19 protein-coding genes are annotated in these 18,050 nt (G+C 50.3%); 10 read left to right on the top strand and 9 right to left on the bottom strand.

The annotated features are described in order from the left end of the window. The first annotated feature begins 16 nt into the window (after positions 1-16). Positions 17-73, top strand: coding sequence for a protein YsgD (gene ysgD, locus D9597_RS23340; protein ID WP_211180520.1), 57 nt, complete (start codon positions 17-19; stop codon positions 71-73). A 150-nt stretch (positions 74-223) separates the two neighbouring features. Beyond that, positions 224-1,174: a magnesium/cobalt transporter CorA gene (gene corA, locus D9597_RS15985; protein ID WP_130209436.1), complete on the top strand. Its 951-nt coding sequence runs from the start codon at positions 224-226 to the stop codon at positions 1,172-1,174. 40 nt (positions 1,175-1,214) lie between these two features. Here corA and D9597_RS15980 read toward each other — a convergent pair whose 3' ends face one another. The 4 genes from D9597_RS15980 to yigI all read right to left on the bottom strand — a co-directional run bounded on the left by D9597_RS15980 (position 1,215) and on the right by yigI (position 3,658). Next, entirely contained in the window at positions 1,215-1,595 is a 381-nt protein-coding gene (locus D9597_RS15980) for a DUF2628 domain-containing protein (RefSeq protein ID WP_122224809.1), read from the bottom strand. Positions 1,596-1,607: 12 nt separating this feature from the next. Beyond that, positions 1,608-1,988, bottom strand: coding sequence for a protein YigG (gene yigG / locus D9597_RS15975; RefSeq protein WP_276320016.1), 381 nt, complete (start codon positions 1,986-1,988; stop codon positions 1,608-1,610). A gap of 94 nt (positions 1,989-2,082) precedes the next feature. Next, positions 2,083-2,973 (bottom strand): EamA family transporter RarD, encoded by an 891-nt coding sequence (gene rarD / locus D9597_RS15970; protein ID WP_000339104.1) that lies wholly within the window; start codon positions 2,971-2,973, stop codon positions 2,083-2,085. A 217-nt stretch (positions 2,974-3,190) separates the two neighbouring features. Continuing rightward, a complete protein-coding gene (gene yigI / locus D9597_RS15965; RefSeq protein WP_001277142.1) occupies positions 3,191-3,658 on the bottom strand; it encodes an acyl-CoA thioesterase YigI in 468 nt (155 codons plus the stop codon). Positions 3,659-3,823: 165 nt separating this feature from the next. On the opposite strand from yigI, the gene pldA reads away from it, so the two are divergent. From pldA to rhtC, 3 genes are all read left to right on the top strand, one after another. After that, complete coding sequence (pldA, locus tag D9597_RS15960; RefSeq protein WP_130223375.1) at positions 3,824-4,693, top strand: phospholipase A; 870 nt, start codon at positions 3,824-3,826, stop codon at positions 4,691-4,693. Between the two features lie 131 nt (positions 4,694-4,824). After that, entirely contained in the window at positions 4,825-6,654 is a 1,830-nt protein-coding gene (gene recQ / locus D9597_RS15955) for an ATP-dependent DNA helicase RecQ (RefSeq protein WP_000035580.1), read from the top strand. 63 nt (positions 6,655-6,717) lie between these two features. Continuing rightward, complete coding sequence (gene rhtC, locus D9597_RS15950) at positions 6,718-7,338, top strand: threonine export protein RhtC (RefSeq protein ID WP_000928845.1); 621 nt, start codon at positions 6,718-6,720, stop codon at positions 7,336-7,338. Between the two features lie 61 nt (positions 7,339-7,399). Here rhtC and rhtB read toward each other — a convergent pair whose 3' ends face one another. Continuing rightward, positions 7,400-8,020, bottom strand: coding sequence for a homoserine/homoserine lactone efflux protein (rhtB, locus tag D9597_RS15945; RefSeq protein ID WP_130219502.1), 621 nt, complete (start codon positions 8,018-8,020; stop codon positions 7,400-7,402). A gap of 110 nt (positions 8,021-8,130) precedes the next feature. Between rhtB and pldB the strand changes: the two genes are divergently transcribed. From pldB to bioP, 3 genes are all read left to right on the top strand, one after another. Next, positions 8,131-9,153: a lysophospholipase L2 gene (pldB, locus tag D9597_RS15940; protein WP_130223373.1), complete on the top strand. Its 1,023-nt coding sequence runs from the start codon at positions 8,131-8,133 to the stop codon at positions 9,151-9,153. Between the two features lie 7 nt (positions 9,154-9,160). Next, positions 9,161-9,961, top strand: coding sequence for a sugar/pyridoxal phosphate phosphatase YigL (yigL, locus tag D9597_RS15935; protein WP_130223371.1), 801 nt, complete (start codon positions 9,161-9,163; stop codon positions 9,959-9,961). A gap of 75 nt (positions 9,962-10,036) precedes the next feature. Further along, positions 10,037-10,936 carry a biotin transporter gene (gene bioP / locus D9597_RS15930; protein WP_001196233.1) on the top strand — a complete coding sequence of 300 codons (900 nt, stop codon included), beginning with the start codon at positions 10,037-10,039 and terminating at the stop codon, positions 10,934-10,936. On the opposite strand, the gene metR is transcribed toward bioP, so the two are convergent. Then, the gene (metR, locus tag D9597_RS15925; RefSeq protein ID WP_000573618.1) at positions 10,824-11,777 is read right to left on the bottom strand and encodes an HTH-type transcriptional regulator MetR; all 954 of its coding nucleotides are present in this window, start codon (positions 11,775-11,777) and stop codon (positions 10,824-10,826) included. The two genes, bioP and metR, sit on opposite strands and share 113 nt — an antisense overlap. Before the next feature lie 117 nt (positions 11,778-11,894). On the opposite strand from metR, the gene metE reads away from it, so the two are divergent. Continuing rightward, positions 11,895-14,156, top strand: a complete 2,262-nt coding sequence (gene metE, locus D9597_RS15920; RefSeq protein WP_130223369.1) for a 5-methyltetrahydropteroyltriglutamate--homocysteine S-methyltransferase — start codon at positions 11,895-11,897, stop codon at positions 14,154-14,156. Positions 14,157-14,323: 167 nt separating this feature from the next. On the opposite strand, the gene D9597_RS15915 is transcribed toward metE, so the two are convergent. The 3 genes from D9597_RS15915 to D9597_RS15905 form a co-directional block, all read right to left on the bottom strand. Beyond that, the gene (locus tag D9597_RS15915) at positions 14,324-14,569 is read right to left on the bottom strand and encodes a MarR family transcriptional regulator (RefSeq protein WP_130223367.1); all 246 of its coding nucleotides are present in this window, start codon (positions 14,567-14,569) and stop codon (positions 14,324-14,326) included. Further along, positions 14,559-15,707, bottom strand: coding sequence for a type VI secretion system tube protein TssD (tssD, locus tag D9597_RS15910; protein ID WP_130223365.1), 1,149 nt, complete (start codon positions 15,705-15,707; stop codon positions 14,559-14,561). Before tssD ends, D9597_RS15915 begins: the two co-directional genes overlap by 11 nt. Positions 15,708-16,073: 366 nt before the next feature. Then, complete coding sequence (locus D9597_RS15905) at positions 16,074-16,886, bottom strand: dienelactone hydrolase family protein (protein ID WP_130223363.1); 813 nt, start codon at positions 16,884-16,886, stop codon at positions 16,074-16,076. Between the two features lie 261 nt (positions 16,887-17,147). On the opposite strand from D9597_RS15905, the gene udp reads away from it, so the two are divergent. Beyond that, the gene (gene udp, locus D9597_RS15900) at positions 17,148-17,912 is read left to right on the top strand and encodes a uridine phosphorylase (RefSeq protein ID WP_130209452.1); all 765 of its coding nucleotides are present in this window, start codon (positions 17,148-17,150) and stop codon (positions 17,910-17,912) included. Positions 17,913-18,050: the final 138 nt, after the last annotated feature.

Here is an 18,050-nt window from a genome sequence, read left to right as displayed (position 1 = left end):
TAAGAGGACATTCGCCTTGGACACACCCAGTAGATACTGGCTCACTATCCTGTCATCCAGGATCAACTCCTAAGGCTATCCCCTTTTGCTGATAGCCTTAGCGGTTGTCAGCGACCTCAATTTTCCCGTCGCGCTGAGTCAGGCTGTTTAATGGTCTGAAACTCAATTTGTTTCTGTGTGCCCACCGAACTGTCCGATATTTTAAGCATTGGGAGTCCCGGTCATGCTGAGCGCATTTCAACTGGAAAATAACCGACTGACCCGGCTGGAAGTCGAAGAGTCACAACCCCTTGTAAATGCAGTATGGATTGATCTTGTCGAACCGGATGACGACGAGCGACTGCGCGTACAATCTGAACTTGGCCAGAGCCTGGCAACCCGCCCGGAACTGGAAGACATCGAAGCATCGGCGCGTTTCTTTGAAGACGATGACGGCCTGCATATTCACTCCTTCTTCTTCTTTGAAGATGCGGAAGATCACGCCGGTAACTCTACTGTAGCATTTACCATCCGCGATGGTCGTCTGTTTACACTGCGTGAACGCGAGCTGCCTGCATTCCGTCTGTATCGTATGCGCGCCCGCAGCCAGTCGATGGTAGACGGTAACGCTTACGAGCTGCTGCTGGATCTGTTCGAAACCAAAATCGAACAGTTAGCGGATGAAATTGAAAACATCTACAGCGATCTGGAGCAACTGAGCCGGGTGATTATGGAAGGGCGTCAGGGCGATGAGTACGACGAGGCACTCTCCACATTGGCAGAATTGGAAGATATCGGCTGGAAAGTTCGCCTGTGTCTGATGGATACCCAGCGCGCGCTCAACTTCCTGGTGCGTAAAGCACGCTTACCGGGTGGGCAACTGGAGCAGGCGCGTGAAATCCTGCGAGATATCGAGTCCCTGCTGCCGCATAACGAATCCTTGTTCCAGAAGGTGAACTTCCTGATGCAGGCGGCGATGGGCTTTATCAACATCGAGCAGAACCGCATCATCAAGATCTTCTCGGTGGTATCCGTCGTGTTCCTGCCGCCAACGCTGGTCGCTTCCAGCTACGGGATGAACTTTGAGTTTATGCCAGAGTTGAAGTGGAGCTTCGGCTACCCGGCAGCGATTATCTTTATGATCCTCGCGGGCCTGGCACCGTATCTGTACTTTAAGCGCAAGAACTGGTTGTAAAAAGAAGGCGGTGGCTTAGCCTGGCTAAGCCATCTCTTATTCAAAGACTCCAGGTATTTAACCCTTTTACTTCTTTCTCATAGAACCATTTGTTCGTGTTAACAGCAACATAGGCTGCTACGGCAATTCCCAGAATGTTAACGCTAATTAGTGCACCAACAAATAGAGATAGAATACCAAGTAATAGAACTATAATTGCTTTTTTCCATAATCCCAGGACAAATAAATATATCCAGGAACAGAAGAAAGCAATGAAATTCATTTGAATAGTTAAGCGTTGTCTTACTTTTAATGCTTTAAATGCTGCTTTATATTCTGGTGTTGCCCCCCAGAATCCAGGAAAACCATGTTGATCATAAAAATTAAATCGATATTTCCATTTTTCACTTAATGAACCATCGTTCATATATTCCTTACTCATAAATACTCCGTACTATTGTTTTGATGAATCAGTAGGTGCAAGCATTAGCATACTGAAAGTGGAAAAGTAGCAAATTAAAAAAATCATCGAACCATTGCCTGAACAGGCAAAATCTTCGGCTATCATTGTGATGATAGAGATAATATATACTGCCAATGTACCAAAAACATAAGTTTTTATATATATGAAACCACTATCACGGAGTCGTTGGCAATTCATGTTGATGACGAGATAATGGAGTGCGATGGTAGAGACTATAACAAGAAAACCAGCTTCCCCATCGTTAAAAAAAACAATAAGAAAGGCAAAAATGAAATTTATTAAAATAAAGGAAAATATATATCGGCGTCTGGAAATCTTACCGTTCGATGTTGGGATAAACATACGTAACATAAATTTTACATCCTTGTGTGAGTCTCCTGTCAGCATGGCAATATGCCCACTCTCATGCAAGAGCAGGCATATTTTTTCAGAATATATTTATTTTTTATTTGGACGTTCTACGCTGCGTATAAATCGCATCCATCACAAAAATTGCCAGCGCCACCCAAATAAAGGCGAAAGTCACCATCTTATCGGCACCTGGTTTTTCACCATAAAACGTCACAGCCAGCAGGAACATCAGCGTCGGGCCAATGTACTGGAAAAAGCCTAACGTTGAGAGACGCAGGCGCGTGGCTGCGGCGGTAAAACACAACAGCGGTACGGTAGTGACAATACCGGCGGCGATCAGCAGTAAATTCAGCGACATAGGATTTTGCCCCATATGGCTGGTTGAGCTGTCGGCAATAGCAAACAGGTAAATCGCCGCCACGGGCAGTAGCCACATAGTTTCGATTAACATGCCGGTTTGCGCTTCAACGGCAATCTTCTTGCGTACCAGGCCGTAGAAGGCAAAACTAAACGCCAGCCCCAGCGCGATGATTGGCAGCGAACCAAAAGTCCACAGCTGGACCAACACGCCACATATCGCCAGAATCACCGCCAGCCATTGCATCCGGCGGAATCGCTCGCCGAGGAAAATCATCCCCAGCACAATGTTCACCAGCGGGTTAATAAAGTAACCAAGGCTCGCTTCCAGCATATGGTGATTGTTCACTGCCCAGATAAACAGTAGCCAGTTGCCGCCAATCAGCACGGCAGAGACTGCCAGCATAAAAATTTTCTGTGGCGTCTGAATCAGCGTTTTTAAATAGGACCACTGGCGGCAGATGCTCATCAGCACCACCATAAAGAAAAACGACCAGATCACGCGATGCGTCAGGATCTCATCGGCGGGCACGTAGTAAATCAGCTTGAAGTACGCTGGGGCGATACCCCAAATAAAATAAGCGGCAAGAGCGAGTAATACGCCCTGCCGCGTTTGTTTTGCATCCATTGGAAAACTCATTTTTTGTTGTTGATAGCAGTTGACCTGCTCAGTTTGCTGACAAAGTGTGCTTTGTTCATGCTGGATGCGGCGTTAACGCCATATTCAGCCTACAAAACTATGCAAATTCAATATATTGCATTTCTCTGGTAGGCCTGATAAGCGTAGCGCATCAGGCAATTTTGCGTTTGTCATAAGTCTCAGCAGTTTACCTGCTTTTATGTATTCAACCTACCATATAGGTGGCGGTAGCACTGGCAATATAAAGCTGTTCTTCATTATGCAGTTCAACGCGGGCGACGGCGACTTTATTACCCGCACGCAGCAGGCTACTGGTAGCTGTAAAACGCTCGCCTCTGCCTGGACGTAGATAATCGACGCGAAGATCAATTGTCCCCATCCGCGATAGCCGCTGGCGCAGTTCATCCTCACTGATGGTTTCGTGGCGGGTTAAGGTACTTCCCACGCACACCAGACCTGCGGCGACATCCAGCGCCGACGCAATGACCCCACCGTGCAAAATGCTTTGCGCCCAGTTACCAACCATCATCGGCTGATTTTTAAAGGCCAGCTGTGCAAATTCTTTTTCGTAACGCTCCAGCTCCATCCCCAATGCGCGGTTAAATGGCATGTGATAAACAAACATTTCACCCACTAATTTCAGGGCTTGTTCGGCGGTCAGTACGGCAGACATATCATCCTTACACTTCATTGGTTAATGAAATGTTGATTTTATGCTTCTTTGTTGTTGGTTTCTACTTTAGGAAGGGATAACTAACGGCAATTGAGTTAAGTATGTAAAATAGCCCGCAGAAAAAATATTCATCTAATCAATAATTCGTTACGGAGAACACGAGCGATGCGGACTCTACTGGGCTGCTTGTTGCCGATGTGTATGCTGCCGATAGTGGCAAATGCGCAAGAGGCAACGGTGAAAGATGTGCATGACGCGCCAGCAGTACGTGGCAGCATTATCGCCAATATGTTGCAGGAGCATGACAATCCTTTCACCCTTTATCCTTATGACACCAACTACATCATCTATACCCAAACAAGTGATCTCAATAAAGAAGCGATAGCCAGTTACGACTGGGCAGAAAACGCGCGTAAGGATGAAGTAAAGTTCCAGTTGAGCCTGGCGTTTCCGCTGTGGCGGGGGATTTTGGGGCCAAACTCTGTACTGGGCGCTTCCTACACCCAGAAATCCTGGTGGCAGCTTTCTAATAGCGATGAGTCATCACCGTTTCGTGAAACTAACTACGAACCGCAATTGTTCCTCGGTTTTGCCACCGATTATAGTTTTGCAGGCTGGACGCTGCGCGATGTGGAAATGGGCTACAACCACGACTCAAACGGACGTTCAGACCCAACTTCCCGTAGCTGGAACCGTATCTACACTCGCCTGATGGCAGAGAACGGCAACTGGCTGGTAGAAGTGAAGCCGTGGTATGTCGTCGGTAATACGGACGATAACCCGGACATCACCAAATATATGGGTTACTACCAGCTTAAAATTGGTTATCACCTCGGTGATGCTGTGCTGAGCGCGAAAGGGCAGTACAACTGGAACACCGGTTATGGTGGTGCGGAGTTAGGCTTAAGCTACCCGATCACCAAACATGTGCGTCTTTATACCCAAGTCTACAGCGGCTATGGCGAATCGCTCATCGACTATAACTTTAACCAGACCCGCGTCGGTGTGGGAGTTATGCTAAACGACCTGTTCTGATGTGAGTTGATTGAAAGGCAAATCTGGAATCCAGCATCCAGGATTACCCTCTCAGAGACTAAAAGCATTGCAGTTTCTCGCGCAGGCGCTGAAAATAGCGCCTGTTTTTATTTCAGGCAATCGGGGTGAATGTGGCGCAGGCGGAAGTGTTGAATCTGGAGTCCGGAGCTAAGCAGGTTTTACAAGAAACCTTTGGCTACCAACAGTTTCGCCCTGGTCAGGAAGAGATTATCGACACCGTACTTTCCGGTCGCGATTGCCTGGTCGTCATGCCCACTGGTGGCGGAAAATCCCTTTGCTATCAAATTCCTGCCTTATTGCTAAACGGCCTTACCGTGGTTGTTTCACCGCTGATTTCGTTGATGAAAGATCAGGTGGATCAACTACAGGCCAACGGCGTGGCGGCGGCGTGCCTTAACTCGACGCAAACCCGCGAGCAGCAACTTGAAGTGATGACAGGCTGCCGCACCGGGCAAATTCGTCTGCTCTATATCGCCCCGGAACGCCTGATGCTGGATAACTTCCTTGAGCATCTGGCGCACTGGAATCCGGTGTTATTAGCCGTTGATGAAGCGCACTGTATCTCCCAATGGGGCCACGATTTCCGCCCGGAATATGCCGCGCTCGGTCAGCTGCGTCAGCGTTTTCCGACGCTGCCGTTTATGGCGCTAACCGCCACCGCCGACGACACCACGCGCCAGGATATTGTGCGTCTGCTGGGGCTGAACGATCCGCTAATTCAAATCAGCAGTTTTGACCGTCCGAATATTCGCTACATGCTGATGGAGAAGTTCAAACCGCTCGATCAATTGATGCGTTACGTGCAGGAACAGCGGGGAAAGTCGGGCATTATCTATTGCAACAGTCGGGCGAAAGTAGAAGACACCGCCGCGCGTCTGCAAAGTAAAGGGATTAGTGCAGCGGCGTATCATGCTGGCCTGGAAAACGATGTCCGCGCCGACGTGCAGGAAAAATTTCAGCGAGATGACCTGCAAATTGTGGTGGCGACGGTGGCGTTTGGCATGGGCATCAACAAGCCGAACGTCCGCTTCGTGGTGCATTTTGATATCCCGCGCAATATCGAATCCTATTATCAGGAAACCGGTCGCGCCGGGCGTGATGGCCTGCCCGCGGAAGCGATGCTGTTTTACGATCCGGCTGATATGGCGTGGCTGCGCCGTTGCCTGGAAGAGAAGCCGCAAGGGCAATTGCAGGATATCGAGCGCCATAAACTCAATGCGATGGGCGCATTTGCCGAAGCGCAAACTTGCCGTCGTCTGGTGTTGCTGAACTATTTTGGCGAAGGTCGTCAGGAACCATGTGGTAACTGCGATATCTGCCTCGATCCGCCGAAACAGTACGATGGTTCAACCGATGCACAGATTGCCCTTTCCACCATTGGTCGTGTGAATCAGCGGTTTGGTATGGGCTATGTGGTGGAAGTGATTCGCGGCGCCAATAACCAGCGTATCCGCGACTATGGTCATGACAAACTGAAAGTCTACGGCATGGGCCGTGATAAAAGTCATGAGCACTGGGTGAGCGTGATCCGCCAGCTGATTCACCTCGGCCTGGTGACGCAAAATATTGCCCAGCACTCCGCGTTACAGCTGACAGAAGCCGCGCGCCCGGTACTGCGCGGCGAATCTTCTTTGCAACTCGCCGTGCCGCGTATTGTGGCGCTTAAACCGAAGGCAATGCAGAAATCGTTCGGCGGCAACTATGACCGTAAACTGTTCGCTAAATTACGCAAACTGCGTAAATCGATTGCCGATGAAAGCAATGTCCCGCCGTACGTGGTGTTTAACGACGCAACCTTGATTGAAATGGCTGAACAAATGCCGATCACCGCCAGCGAAATGCTCAGCGTTAACGGCGTTGGGATGCGTAAACTGGAACGCTTTGGTAAACCGTTTATGGCGCTTATCCGCGCGCATGTTGACGGCGACGACGAAGAGTAGTCAGCGGCATAAAAAAGTGCCAGGATGAACATTCCGTAAACGTTTTCCCCGCGAGTCAATTGTATGTTGATGTTATTCCTCACCGTTGCCATGGTGCACATCGTGGCGCTTATGAGCCCCGGTCCCGATTTCTTTTTTGTCTCTCAGACCGCTGTCAGTCGTTCCCGTAAAGAAGCGATGATGGGTGTGCTGGGCATTACCTGCGGCGTAATGGTTTGGGCTGGGATTGCGCTGCTTGGCCTGCATCTGATTATCGAAAAAATGGCCTGGCTGCATACGCTGATTATGGTAGGCGGTGGCCTGTATCTCTGCTGGATGGGTTATCAGATGCTGCGTAGCGCACTGAAAAAAGAGGTTGTTTCTGCACCTGCGCCACAGGTAGAACTGGCGAAAAGTGGGCGCAGTTTCCTGAAAGGTTTACTGACCAATCTCGCCAATCCGAAAGCGATTATCTACTTTGGTTCGGTGTTCTCGCTGTTTGTCGGCGATAACGTCGGCACCACCGAGCGCTGGGGCATTTTCGCGCTGATTATTGTCGAAACGCTGGCATGGTTTACCGTCGTTGCCAGCCTGTTTGCCCTGCCGCAAATGCGCCGTGGTTATCAACGTCTGGCGAAGTGGATTGATGGTTTTGCCGGGGCGTTATTTGCTGGATTTGGCATTCATTTGATTATTTCGCGTTGATGCCAGACGCGTCATCAGAGTAAGTCGGATAAGGCGTTTACGCCGCATCCGACATTATTTTTCACGCATGCCTTGCCGATGCCAACAGCGCTCCCACCAGCATAAACAGCGAGCCGAAAATCTTATTCAATGCCTTCATTTGTTTCGGCCCTTTTATCCATAACGCGATTCGTTGGGCGAGCGTGGCGTAACCGATCATCACAATAATATCGACCACAATGGTGGTGACGCCGAGCACGATATACTGCATAACTTGCGGCTGCTGCGGCATGATGAATTGCGGAAATAGCGCTGCCAGAAACACAATACTTTTAGGATTGGTGAGATTCACAAACACGGCCCGTTGGTACAGATGACGCCGTGATTGGGTCGGAGTCAGCGACTTAAGGTCAATTGCACCAGCGGCGCGCCACTGCTGGATCCCCAGCCAAATCAGGTAAGCCGCGCCTGCCCACTTCAACACTTCAAAAGCAATCACCGAGCGGGAAAACAGCGTCCCTAATCCCACGCCAACCAGCACAATATGAATCGCCAGCCCGGTTTGTAAACCAGCAATAGACGCCACTGCGCCACGATAACCGTGGTTAAGGGAAGTGGTCATGGTGTTGATTGCGCCAGAGCCTGGCGACAAGCTTAAAATGATCGATGTCAGCAGGTAGGCAAACCACCATTCTAAAGTCATGATGAACTCCCGGTGTGTCTATTTTTGTGCCACAATACGCTACTGTCGCAGCGTTGTGTCAGGCACGCTTAAAAAAACGATTTTACGTGGTTTAAGAGGCAGATTACCCGATGTTTCAGCAGCAAAAAGACTGGGAAACAAGAGAAAAAGCGTTTGCTGCTTTTACCATGGGACCGCTGACTGATTTCTGGCGTCAGCGTGATGAAGCAGAGTTTACTGGTGTGGATGACATTCCGGTGCGCTTTGTCCGTTTTCGCGCACAGCACCATGACCGGGTGATTGTCATTTGCCCAGGGCGCATTGAGAGCTACGTAAAATATGCGGAACTGGCCTACGACCTGTTTCACCTGGGGTTTGACGTATTAATCATCGACCATCGCGGGCAAGGGCGTTCTGGTCGTCTGTTAGCCGATCCGCATCTCGGCCATGTTAATCGCTTTGATGATTATGTTGATGATCTGGCGGCGTTCTGGCAACAAGAGGTCCAGCCAGGTCCGTGGCGTAAACGCTATATACTGGCCCACTCGATGGGCGGCGCAATCTCCACTCTGTTCCTGCAACGCCATCCTGGCGTGTGCGATGCCATTGCACTGACCGCGCCAATGTTCGGCATTGTGATTCGCATGCCGTCATTTATGGCGCGGCAGATTCTAAACTGGGCCGAAGCGCACCCACGTTTTCGCGATGGCTATGCGATAGGCACCGGGCGCTGGCGCGCCTTGCCGTTTACCATCAACGTGCTTACCCACAGCAGGCAGCGATATCGGCGCAATCTACGCTTCTATGCTGATGACCCAACGATTCGTGTCGGCGGGCCGACCTACCATTGGGTACGTGAAAGTATTCTGGCCGGAGAACAGGTGTTAGCCGGAGCAGGTGATGACGCCACGCCAACGCTTCTCTTGCAGGCTGAAGAAGAGCGCGTGGTGGATAACCGCATGCACGACCGTTTTTGTGAACTTCGCGCCGCCGCGGGCCACCCTGTAGAAGGAGGTCGACCGTTGGTAATTAAAGGTGCGTACCACGAGATCCTTTTTGAAAAGGACGCAATGCGCTCAGTCGCGCTCCACGCCATCGTTGATTTTTTCAACAGGCATAACTCACCCAGCGGAAACCGCTCTACAGAGGTTTAAATTTCTTATGTACCAGGTTGTTGCGTCTGATTTAGATGGCACGTTACTTTCTCCCGACCATACGTTATCCCCTTACGCCAAAGAAACTCTGAAGCTGCTCACCGCGCGCGGCATCAACTTTGTGTTTGCGACTGGTCGCCACCACGTTGATGTGGGGCAAATTCGCGATAATCTGGAGATTAAGTCTTACATGATTACCTCCAATGGCGCGCGCGTTCACGATCTGGATGGCAATCTGATTTTTGCTCATAACCTGGATCGCGACATTGCCAGTGACCTGTTTGGCGTAGTCAACGACAATCCGGACATCATTACTAACGTTTATCGCGACGACGAATGGTTTATGAATCGCCACCGCCCGGAAGAGATGCGCTTTTTTAAAGAAGCGGTATTCAAATATGCGCTATATGAGCCGGGGGTGCTGGAACCAGAAGGTGTCAGCAAAGTGTTCTTCACCAGTGATTCCCATGAAAAACTTCTGCCACTGGAGCAAGCGATTAACGCTCGCTGGGGCGATCGCGTCAATGTCAGTTTCTCTACCTTAACCTGCCTGGAAGTCATGGCTGGCGGCGTTTCAAAAGGCCATGCCCTGGAAGCGGTAGCGAAGAAACTGGGCTACAGCCTGCAAGATTGTATTGCCTTTGGCGATGGAATGAACGATGCCGAAATGCTGTCGATGGCGGGTAAAGGCTGCATTATGGGCAGCGCGCATCAGCGCCTGAAAGATCTGCATCCAGAACTGGAAGTGATTGGTACTAACGCCGAAGACGCAGTGCCGCATTATCTGCGTAAACTCTATTTATCGTAATCGTTCTTTATTTAGTCAGTTGTCAACCTGATACTTCGCTACAATGGATACTCGTTAATCAAAGAGTTTTCCATTGTGGCGCTACTTATCATCACCACGATTCTGTGGGCCTTCTCCTTTAGCTTTTATGGCGAGTACCTTGCGGGGCACGTCGATAGCTATTTTGCGGTGCTGGTGCGCGTTGGCCTGGCGGCACTCGTTTTTCTGCCGTTTCTGCGTACCCGTGGCAATAGCCTGAAAACGGTCGGCCTGTATATGCTGGTGGGCGCGATGCAGCTTGGCGTGATGTATATGCTGAGTTTCCGTGCTTATCTCTACCTGACGGTTTCCGAGTTGTTGTTATTTACCGTGCTGACGCCGCTCTACATCACGCTGATTTATGACATCATGAGTAAGCGCCGTCTGCGCTGGGGCTATGCCTTTAGCGCCTTGCTGGCGGTGATTGGTGCCGGGATTATTCGCTATGATCAGGTTACCGACCACTTCTGGACCGGCCTGTTGCTGGTGCAGCTCTCCAACATCACTTTCGCCATCGGCATGGTGGGTTACAAACGCCTGATGGAAACTCGCCCGATGCCACAGCATAACGCCTTTGCGTGGTTCTATCTCGGCGCGTTCCTGGTGGCGGTGATTGCATGGTTCTTGCTGGGAAATGCGCAGAAAATGCCGCAAACCTCGCTGCAATGGGGCATTCTGGTGTTTCTTGGCGTGGTGGCTTCCGGGATTGGCTACTTTATGTGGAACTACGGCGCAACCCAAGTAGACGCCGGAACGCTGGGCATTATGAATAATATGCACGTTCCGGCAGGGCTGCTGGTAAACCTGGCTATCTGGCACCAACAGCCGCACTGGCCAACGTTTATTACAGGCGCGCTGGTGATCCTGGCCTCACTGTGGGTGCATCGTAAGTGGGTCGCTCCGCGCTCTTCACAAACGGCAGATGATCGCAGGCGTGATTGCGCGCTGAGCGAATAAACGCTTCCGTAATCGGCTGACGCTGCTCGCCATCGCGCACTGCGGCGTACAGTCGGCTCCACAAGCCTTCGCCCAGGGTTTTGGTGACCACCAGACCCTGGCGCTCAAAACTCTCTACTACCCAATGCGGCAGGGCGGCAATGCCCATCCGCGCAGCAACCATTTGAATCAACAATAAGGTGTTATCGACGCTTTTCAGTGACGGGCTGACGCCTGCCGGCTGAAGAAAATGGCGCCAGACATCCAATCGGCTACGCTGCACCGGATAAATCAATAGCGTCTCGCTGGCGAGATCTTCCGGCGTGATACGCGTTTTTGCCGCCAGTGGATGGTCAGGTGCTAACACCAGACGCACTTCATAATCGAACATCGGCGAATAATGCAGTCCACTGCGCGGCAGAATATCGGACGTCATCACCAGATCCAGCTCGCCCTGTTGCAACGCGGGCTGCGGGTCAAACGTCACGCCCGATTTAAAGTCCATCTCGACCTGCGGCCAGTTCTTATGGAAATTTTCTAACGCGGGCGTCAGCCACTGAATACAGCTATGGCACTCAATGGCGATGCGCAGGCGTGTCTGCTGCGGTTCATTGCAGGCTTGCAGCGCCTGGCTGATTTGCGGCAGTACCTGGTTTGCCAGTTGTAGCAGGATTTCTCCCTGCGGTGTAAAGCGAAGCGGCTGGCTTTTACGCACAAATAGCCGGAAGCCAAGACGTTGTTCCAGATCGCTAAACTGGTGAGACAGGGCGGATTGCGTCTGATGCAACGTCGCCGCAGCGGCTGCGAGCGAGCCGCAGTTCCGCAACGCTTGTAGCGTTTTCAGGTGTTTTACTTCGATCATGAAAGTCCTTCACTTCGGCATGAATAATTTGCGCTTGAGGAATATACAGTAACTGGCAAATATGGATGTGTAAACATCTGGACGTCTAAATACTAAAAATTCCACAAGGGGCATATAATGACAATTCTTAATCACACCCTCGGTTTTCCTCGCGTTGGCCTGCGTCGCGAGCTGAAAAAAGCGCAAGAGAGTTATTGGGCGGGGAACTCCACGCGTGAAGAACTGCTGGCAGTAGGGCGTGAATTACGTGCTCGTCACTGGGATCAACAAAAGCAAGCGGGTATCGACCTGCTGCCGGTGGGCGATTTTGCCTGGTACGATCATGTACTGACCACCAGCCTGCTGCTGGGTAATGTTCCGGCGCGTCACCAGAACAAAGAGGGTTCGGTAGATATCGACACCCTGTTCCGTATTGGTCGTGGACGTGCACCGACTGGCGAACCTGCGGCAGCGGCGGAAATGACCAAATGGTTTAACACCAACTATCACTACATGGTGCCGGAGTTCGTTAAAGGCCAACAGTTCAAACTGACCTGGACGCAACTGCTGGAGGAAGTGGACGAGGCGCTGGCGCTGGGCCACAAGGTGAAACCTGTGCTGCTGGGGCCGATTACCTACCTGTGGCTGGGTAAAGTGAAAGGTGAGCAATTTGACCGCCTGAGCCTGCTGAACGACATTCTGCCGGTTTATCAGCAAGTGCTGGCAGAACTGGCAAAACGCGGCATTGAGTGGGTACAGATCGACGAACCCGCGCTGGTACTGGAACTGCCGCAGGCGTGGCTGGATGCATACAAACCCGCTTACGACGCGCTCCAGGGCCAGGTGAAACTGCTGCTGACCACCTATTTTGAAGGCGTAACGCCAAACCTCGACACGATTACTGCGCTGCCTGTTCAGGGTCTGCATGTCGATCTCGTGCATGGCAAAGATGACGTTGTTGAACTGCACAAGCGTTTGCCTTCTGACTGGCTGCTGTCTGCGGGACTTATCAATGGTCGTAACGTCTGGCGCGCCGATCTTACCGAGAAATATGCGCAAATTAAGGACATTGTCGGCAAACGTGATTTGTGGGTGGCATCTTCCTGCTCACTGCTGCACAGCCCCATCGACCTGAGCGTGGAAACGCGTCTTGATGCAGAAGTGAAAAGCTGGTTTGCCTTCGCCCTACAAAAATGTCATGAACTGGCACTGCTGCGCGATGCGCTGAACAGTGGTGACACGGCTGCTCTGGCAGAGTGGAGCGCCCCGATTCAGGCGCGCCGCCACTCTACCCGCGTCCATAATCCGGCGGTAGAAAAGCGTCTGGCGGCGATCACCGCGCAGGACAGTCAGCGTGCGAATGTCTATGAAGTGCGTGCTGAAGCCCAGCGTGCGCGTTTTAAACTGCCAGCGTGGCCGACCACCACGATTGGTTCCTTCCCGCAAACCACGGAAATTCGTACCCTGCGTCTGGATTTCAAAAAGGGCAATCTTGACGCCAATAACTACCGCACGGGCATTGCGGAACATATCAAGCAGGCCATTGTTGAGCAGGAACGTTTGGGACTGGATGTGCTGGTCCATGGCGAGGCTGAGCGTAACGACATGGTGGAATACTTTGGCGAGCACCTCGACGGTTTTGTCTTTACGCAAAACGGTTGGGTACAGAGCTACGGTTCCCGCTGCGTGAAGCCACCGATTGTTATTGGTGACGTTAGCCGCCCGGCACCGATCACCGTAGAGTGGGCGAAGTATGCACAATCGCTGACCGACAAACCGGTGAAAGGGATGCTGACTGGCCCGGTGACGATTCTCTGCTGGTCGTTCCCGCGTGAAGATGTCAGCCGTGAAACCATCGCCAAACAAATTGCGCTGGCGCTGCGTGATGAAGTGGCGGACCTGGAAGCCGCTGGAATTGGCATCATCCAGATTGATGAACCGGCACTGCGCGAAGGTTTACCGTTGCGTCGCAGCGACTGGGATGCCTATCTCCAGTGGGGCGTGGAGGCTTTCCGCATCAATGCCGCTGTAGCGAAAGATGACACGCAAATCCACACCCACATGTGTTATTGCGAGTTCAACGACATCATGGATTCTATTGCGGCGCTGGATGCAGACGTCATCACCATCGAAACCTCGCGTTCCGACATGGAGTTACTGGAGTCGTTTGAAGAGTTTGATTATCCGAATGAAATTGGCCCAGGCGTCTATGACATTCACTCGCCAAACGTACCGAGTGTGGATTGGATTGAAGCCTTGCTGAAGAAAGCGGCAAAACGCATTCCGGCAGAGCGTCTGTGGGTCAACCCGGACTGCGGCCTGAAAACGCGTGGCTGGCCAGAAACCCGCGCCGCGCTGGCGAACATGGTACAGGCGGCGCAGAATTTGCGTCGGGGATGATGAGTATTAACGAGTCACTGTAAATTACAGCACGATAATGGCTTCCAGCACTGGAAGCCATTTTGCATGAGTGCCAGATTGAAGCAGATCTTCAGGAGCAGAAATAACCGAATCGTTTTTTCGCAAAACACAGTTTTGAGTGATTCCGTTCAGTAATCAACGCTACGTTATTTATTCTCACGTTGCACGAGATTGTATCCCTTTTCAGTAACGTGGTAGTGAGGCATAGACTTATGTCCGCTATCCTCAATAATAACCAAACCCTCGTTAGCTAATTTGTTAACAATGTTAACAACATTACCGAATCCTGGAATTTGCCTTATGGATAGTGTGCGATCGAGATTCATCCAGTTCCAGTTTATATCTTTCTCAGTCATAACTTTTAGTACGTTAATTTCAGTTTCAGTTATCATAGTCAAGTGCATCCTGGTGGTATAAGTCATTAAGTTCTCCCTTAAGTTTATAATCTTCTAGAGTAGCAGTATGCGTATGATTCCAGAGTGCATAACCTGCGTCACCATCAGGTTGTCCTGTTTCCCAACCAAGATTACAGTAACGCTGATATTCCCGACACTCATGAGTATAGAAGTTAAGATCTACTTGTTCTGGGGGGATTTTTCCTTTCTCAATGTCTTTCAGTCTATTGATCATCACTTCATTTACAGGATCATGCCCAAATCTGGCTATATGTTTTTCAACAATAGCTATACCTTCCCTATTGATTGTTACGCCATTTGTCGTCAGGTTTTCTATTGGACCACCCGCAAGGTCGGGATTAAATGGTCTTCCTGATACTGCACCTCTGGCTCCGAAATGCGCAAGTGATTCCAAATCAGGGAATCTCATTCTTCCCAGAACAACTCCAGCAACTATTGAAGCACCAGCGATGAGTAACCCTTTGTTATCCATAACTTGATCGTAACCAGCAGGTGCATCTCCCCCCAACTTGTTTGCTGTTTCCCTGAATCCTTCGATATTCCCATTGTATATGCCGCCAGCAGCAAGCAGTCTGCCAACCGCTTTACTATTGAGTGTTTTGAGGCCATTATCATCTTTAGTTTTTGGCCGTGGTATAAACAGACGGTTGTAGTTATCGGGAAATGCCAAATAACTAAATTCAGTATTAGCAATCAGATGCCTGGAGAGTATATATTCATAACTGACTGTGATGGTTTCTGTATCCAGATTGTTTTCAGTAATCAGATAATTTATTGCTGATAAGAACGCGCCGCGGAGTTGAATGTTGTAATATTTCTCCCATCGACCAAATCTATTGATCCGATAGAAGTCAAACTCCATGAACAACTGCTCGTTATTGTTAATAGCGTTAATAAGTAACGGGGAGCTTTTATCAATCAACTTACAGAAACTAAGGCCATGCAATTGTGACCCTTTGCCTGTATTCGTAATACTATTAGAGAGCGAGAACGCGAAGATTTCATCTTCATGGCCAATCTGCCAGCGATTACCTATTGATGCGCTCGTTCCACAACGAGAGGAAATACATCCTTGTTGTTCTCCGGTTATGGTCAGGTAAATAATATCACTCATCCTTGAGAAACCTTTTGTTAATTCTTTTGTGAAAGAGAAATAGTATTGTTGTTTTTACCTTTATTTACGCCTAAAAGTGATGAACTAAAATGTGAAAAACAAAATGTTTCACTTTAATATCTTTTTATCAGGAAGGTCTGAGATGATTTATAATTAATGTTTGTTTGTGAATGGGAGTTGATGGTAAATCTCTAAGGTGTCTGCCATTGAAGAGACTCATTTATGACTATGACTTGCCGACTTTCTTAAGGTCAAATAGCGGAGTCGTAATCTCCAATCAATTCATACTGATTATTTTTTGGGGGACAGAGATGGCAGCAAAACGCACTCGTTCACTCACCATCTCAAATATAGACTAAGAGGAAACTAACTCCGCTTCCCACTATACTGCTTAAACCACTCCAGCATACGCTGCCAGCCGTCTTTCGCTGACTCGGCATGATAGCTCGGACGATAATCGGCGTTGAACGCATGCCCGGCATCCGGGTAAACGATAATCTCTGCTTTCGCGTTTGCTGCCCGCAGCGCCTGGCGCATCGTTTCCACGCTCTCCTGCGGAATGCTGTTATCCTGGCCGCCATATAAGCCGAGAACCGGAGCGTTAAGATCGGTTGCGATATCAACAGGTTGTTTCGGTGAATTCAGTGACTTATCGCCCGTCAGTTTGCCGTACCACGCCACTGCGGCTTTTAACTGTGGATTATGCGCGGCATACAGCCAGGTGATGCGTCCGCCCCAGCAAAATCCGGTGATCATTAAACGATGGACATCGCCACCGTTGCGTGACGCCCAACTGGCGACATGATCGAGATCGGCCAATACCTGTGAGTCAGGTACTTTTGCCACCAGACCACTTAGCAGCGTTGGGATATCGGCGAAATCATTCGGATCGCCTTCGCGGAAATAGAGTTCTGGTGCGATAGCCAGATACCCCTCCAGCGCCAGACGGCGACAAATATCGCGGATATGTTCATGCACGCCAAAAATTTCTTGCACTACAATGACCACTGGCAGTGGGCCATCGCTCTGCTTTGGGCGAGCATGGTAAGCAGGCATGTTATCCCCTTGCGAAGGGATAGAGGTGAACCCTGCCACAATCGCATCTTCCGGAGTCTGAACGATGGTCGAGGCGAGGGGCGATGCAGCAGGTGCAAATCCAGATTGTTGTGTTGTTGCCATGGTATTCTCCGTACCCTTATAAAAATTTTGCGCAATGTTAACTATAGTCAGCATGCAACAAATCACATTGCCTGAATCGGCTCATCTTTTATGCAACAACACACGGTAAAGAGTTATTTATGTGATTTAAATCACTTTTATCGGGTAAATGCATGCAACACATTTGCGTCATGGTGATGGGTGTCACGAAAAAATGTTAAATCCTTCGGTAAAGTGTCTTTTTGCTTCTTCTGACTAAACCGATTCACAGAGGAGTTGTATATGTCCAAGTCTGATGTTTTTCATCTCGGCCTCACTAAAAACGATTTACAAGGGGCTACGCTTGCCATCGTCCCTGGCGACCCGGATCGTGTGGAAAAGATCGCCGCGCTGATGGATAAGCCGGTTAAGCTGGCATCTCACCGCGAATTCACCACCTGGCGCGCAGAGCTGGATGGTAAACCTGTTATTGTCTGCTCTACCGGTATCGGCGGTCCGTCTACTTCTATAGCTGTTGAAGAGCTGGCACAGCTGGGCATTCGCACCTTCCTGCGTATCGGTACGACGGGTGCTATTCAGCCGCATATTAATGTTGGTGATGTATTGGTTACCACGGCGTCTGTTCGTCTGGATGGCGCGAGCCTGCACTTCGCTCCGCTGGAGTTCCCGGCTGTCGCTGATTTCGAATGTACTACTGCACTGGTAGAAGCCGCGAAATCCATTGGCGCGACCACCCACATTGGTGTGACTGCTTCTTCTGACACCTTCTACCCGGGCCAGGAACGTTATGACACATACTCTGGTCGCGTAGTCCGTCACTTTAAAGGTTCTATGGAAGAGTGGCAGGCGATGGGCGTGATGAACTATGAAATGGAATCTGCAACGTTGCTAACCATGTGCGCAAGCCAGGGCCTGCGTGCGGGTATGGTGGCGGGCGTTATCGTTAACCGCACCCAGCAAGAGATCCCGAATGCTGAGACGATGAAACAAACTGAAAGCCATGCGGTGAAAATCGTGGTGGAAGCGGCGCGTCGTCTGCTGAAATAAAAAAATGCTCCCCAACTTCGGGGAGCATTCCGATTGTTGTTAACGTGTGCTTTGTTCATGCCGGATGCGGCGTGAACGCCTTATCCGGGCCTACAAAAGCATGCAAATTCAATATATTGCATTTCTGTGGTAGGCCTG

Origin of the sequence: Escherichia sp. E13S3 (assembly GCF_004212325.1) — a bacterium.
GTDB lineage: Bacteria > Pseudomonadota > Gammaproteobacteria > Enterobacterales > Enterobacteriaceae > Escherichia.
Note: the sequence above shows the minus strand (reverse complement) of the source record. Positions and strands in the feature narration are given on the sequence as shown.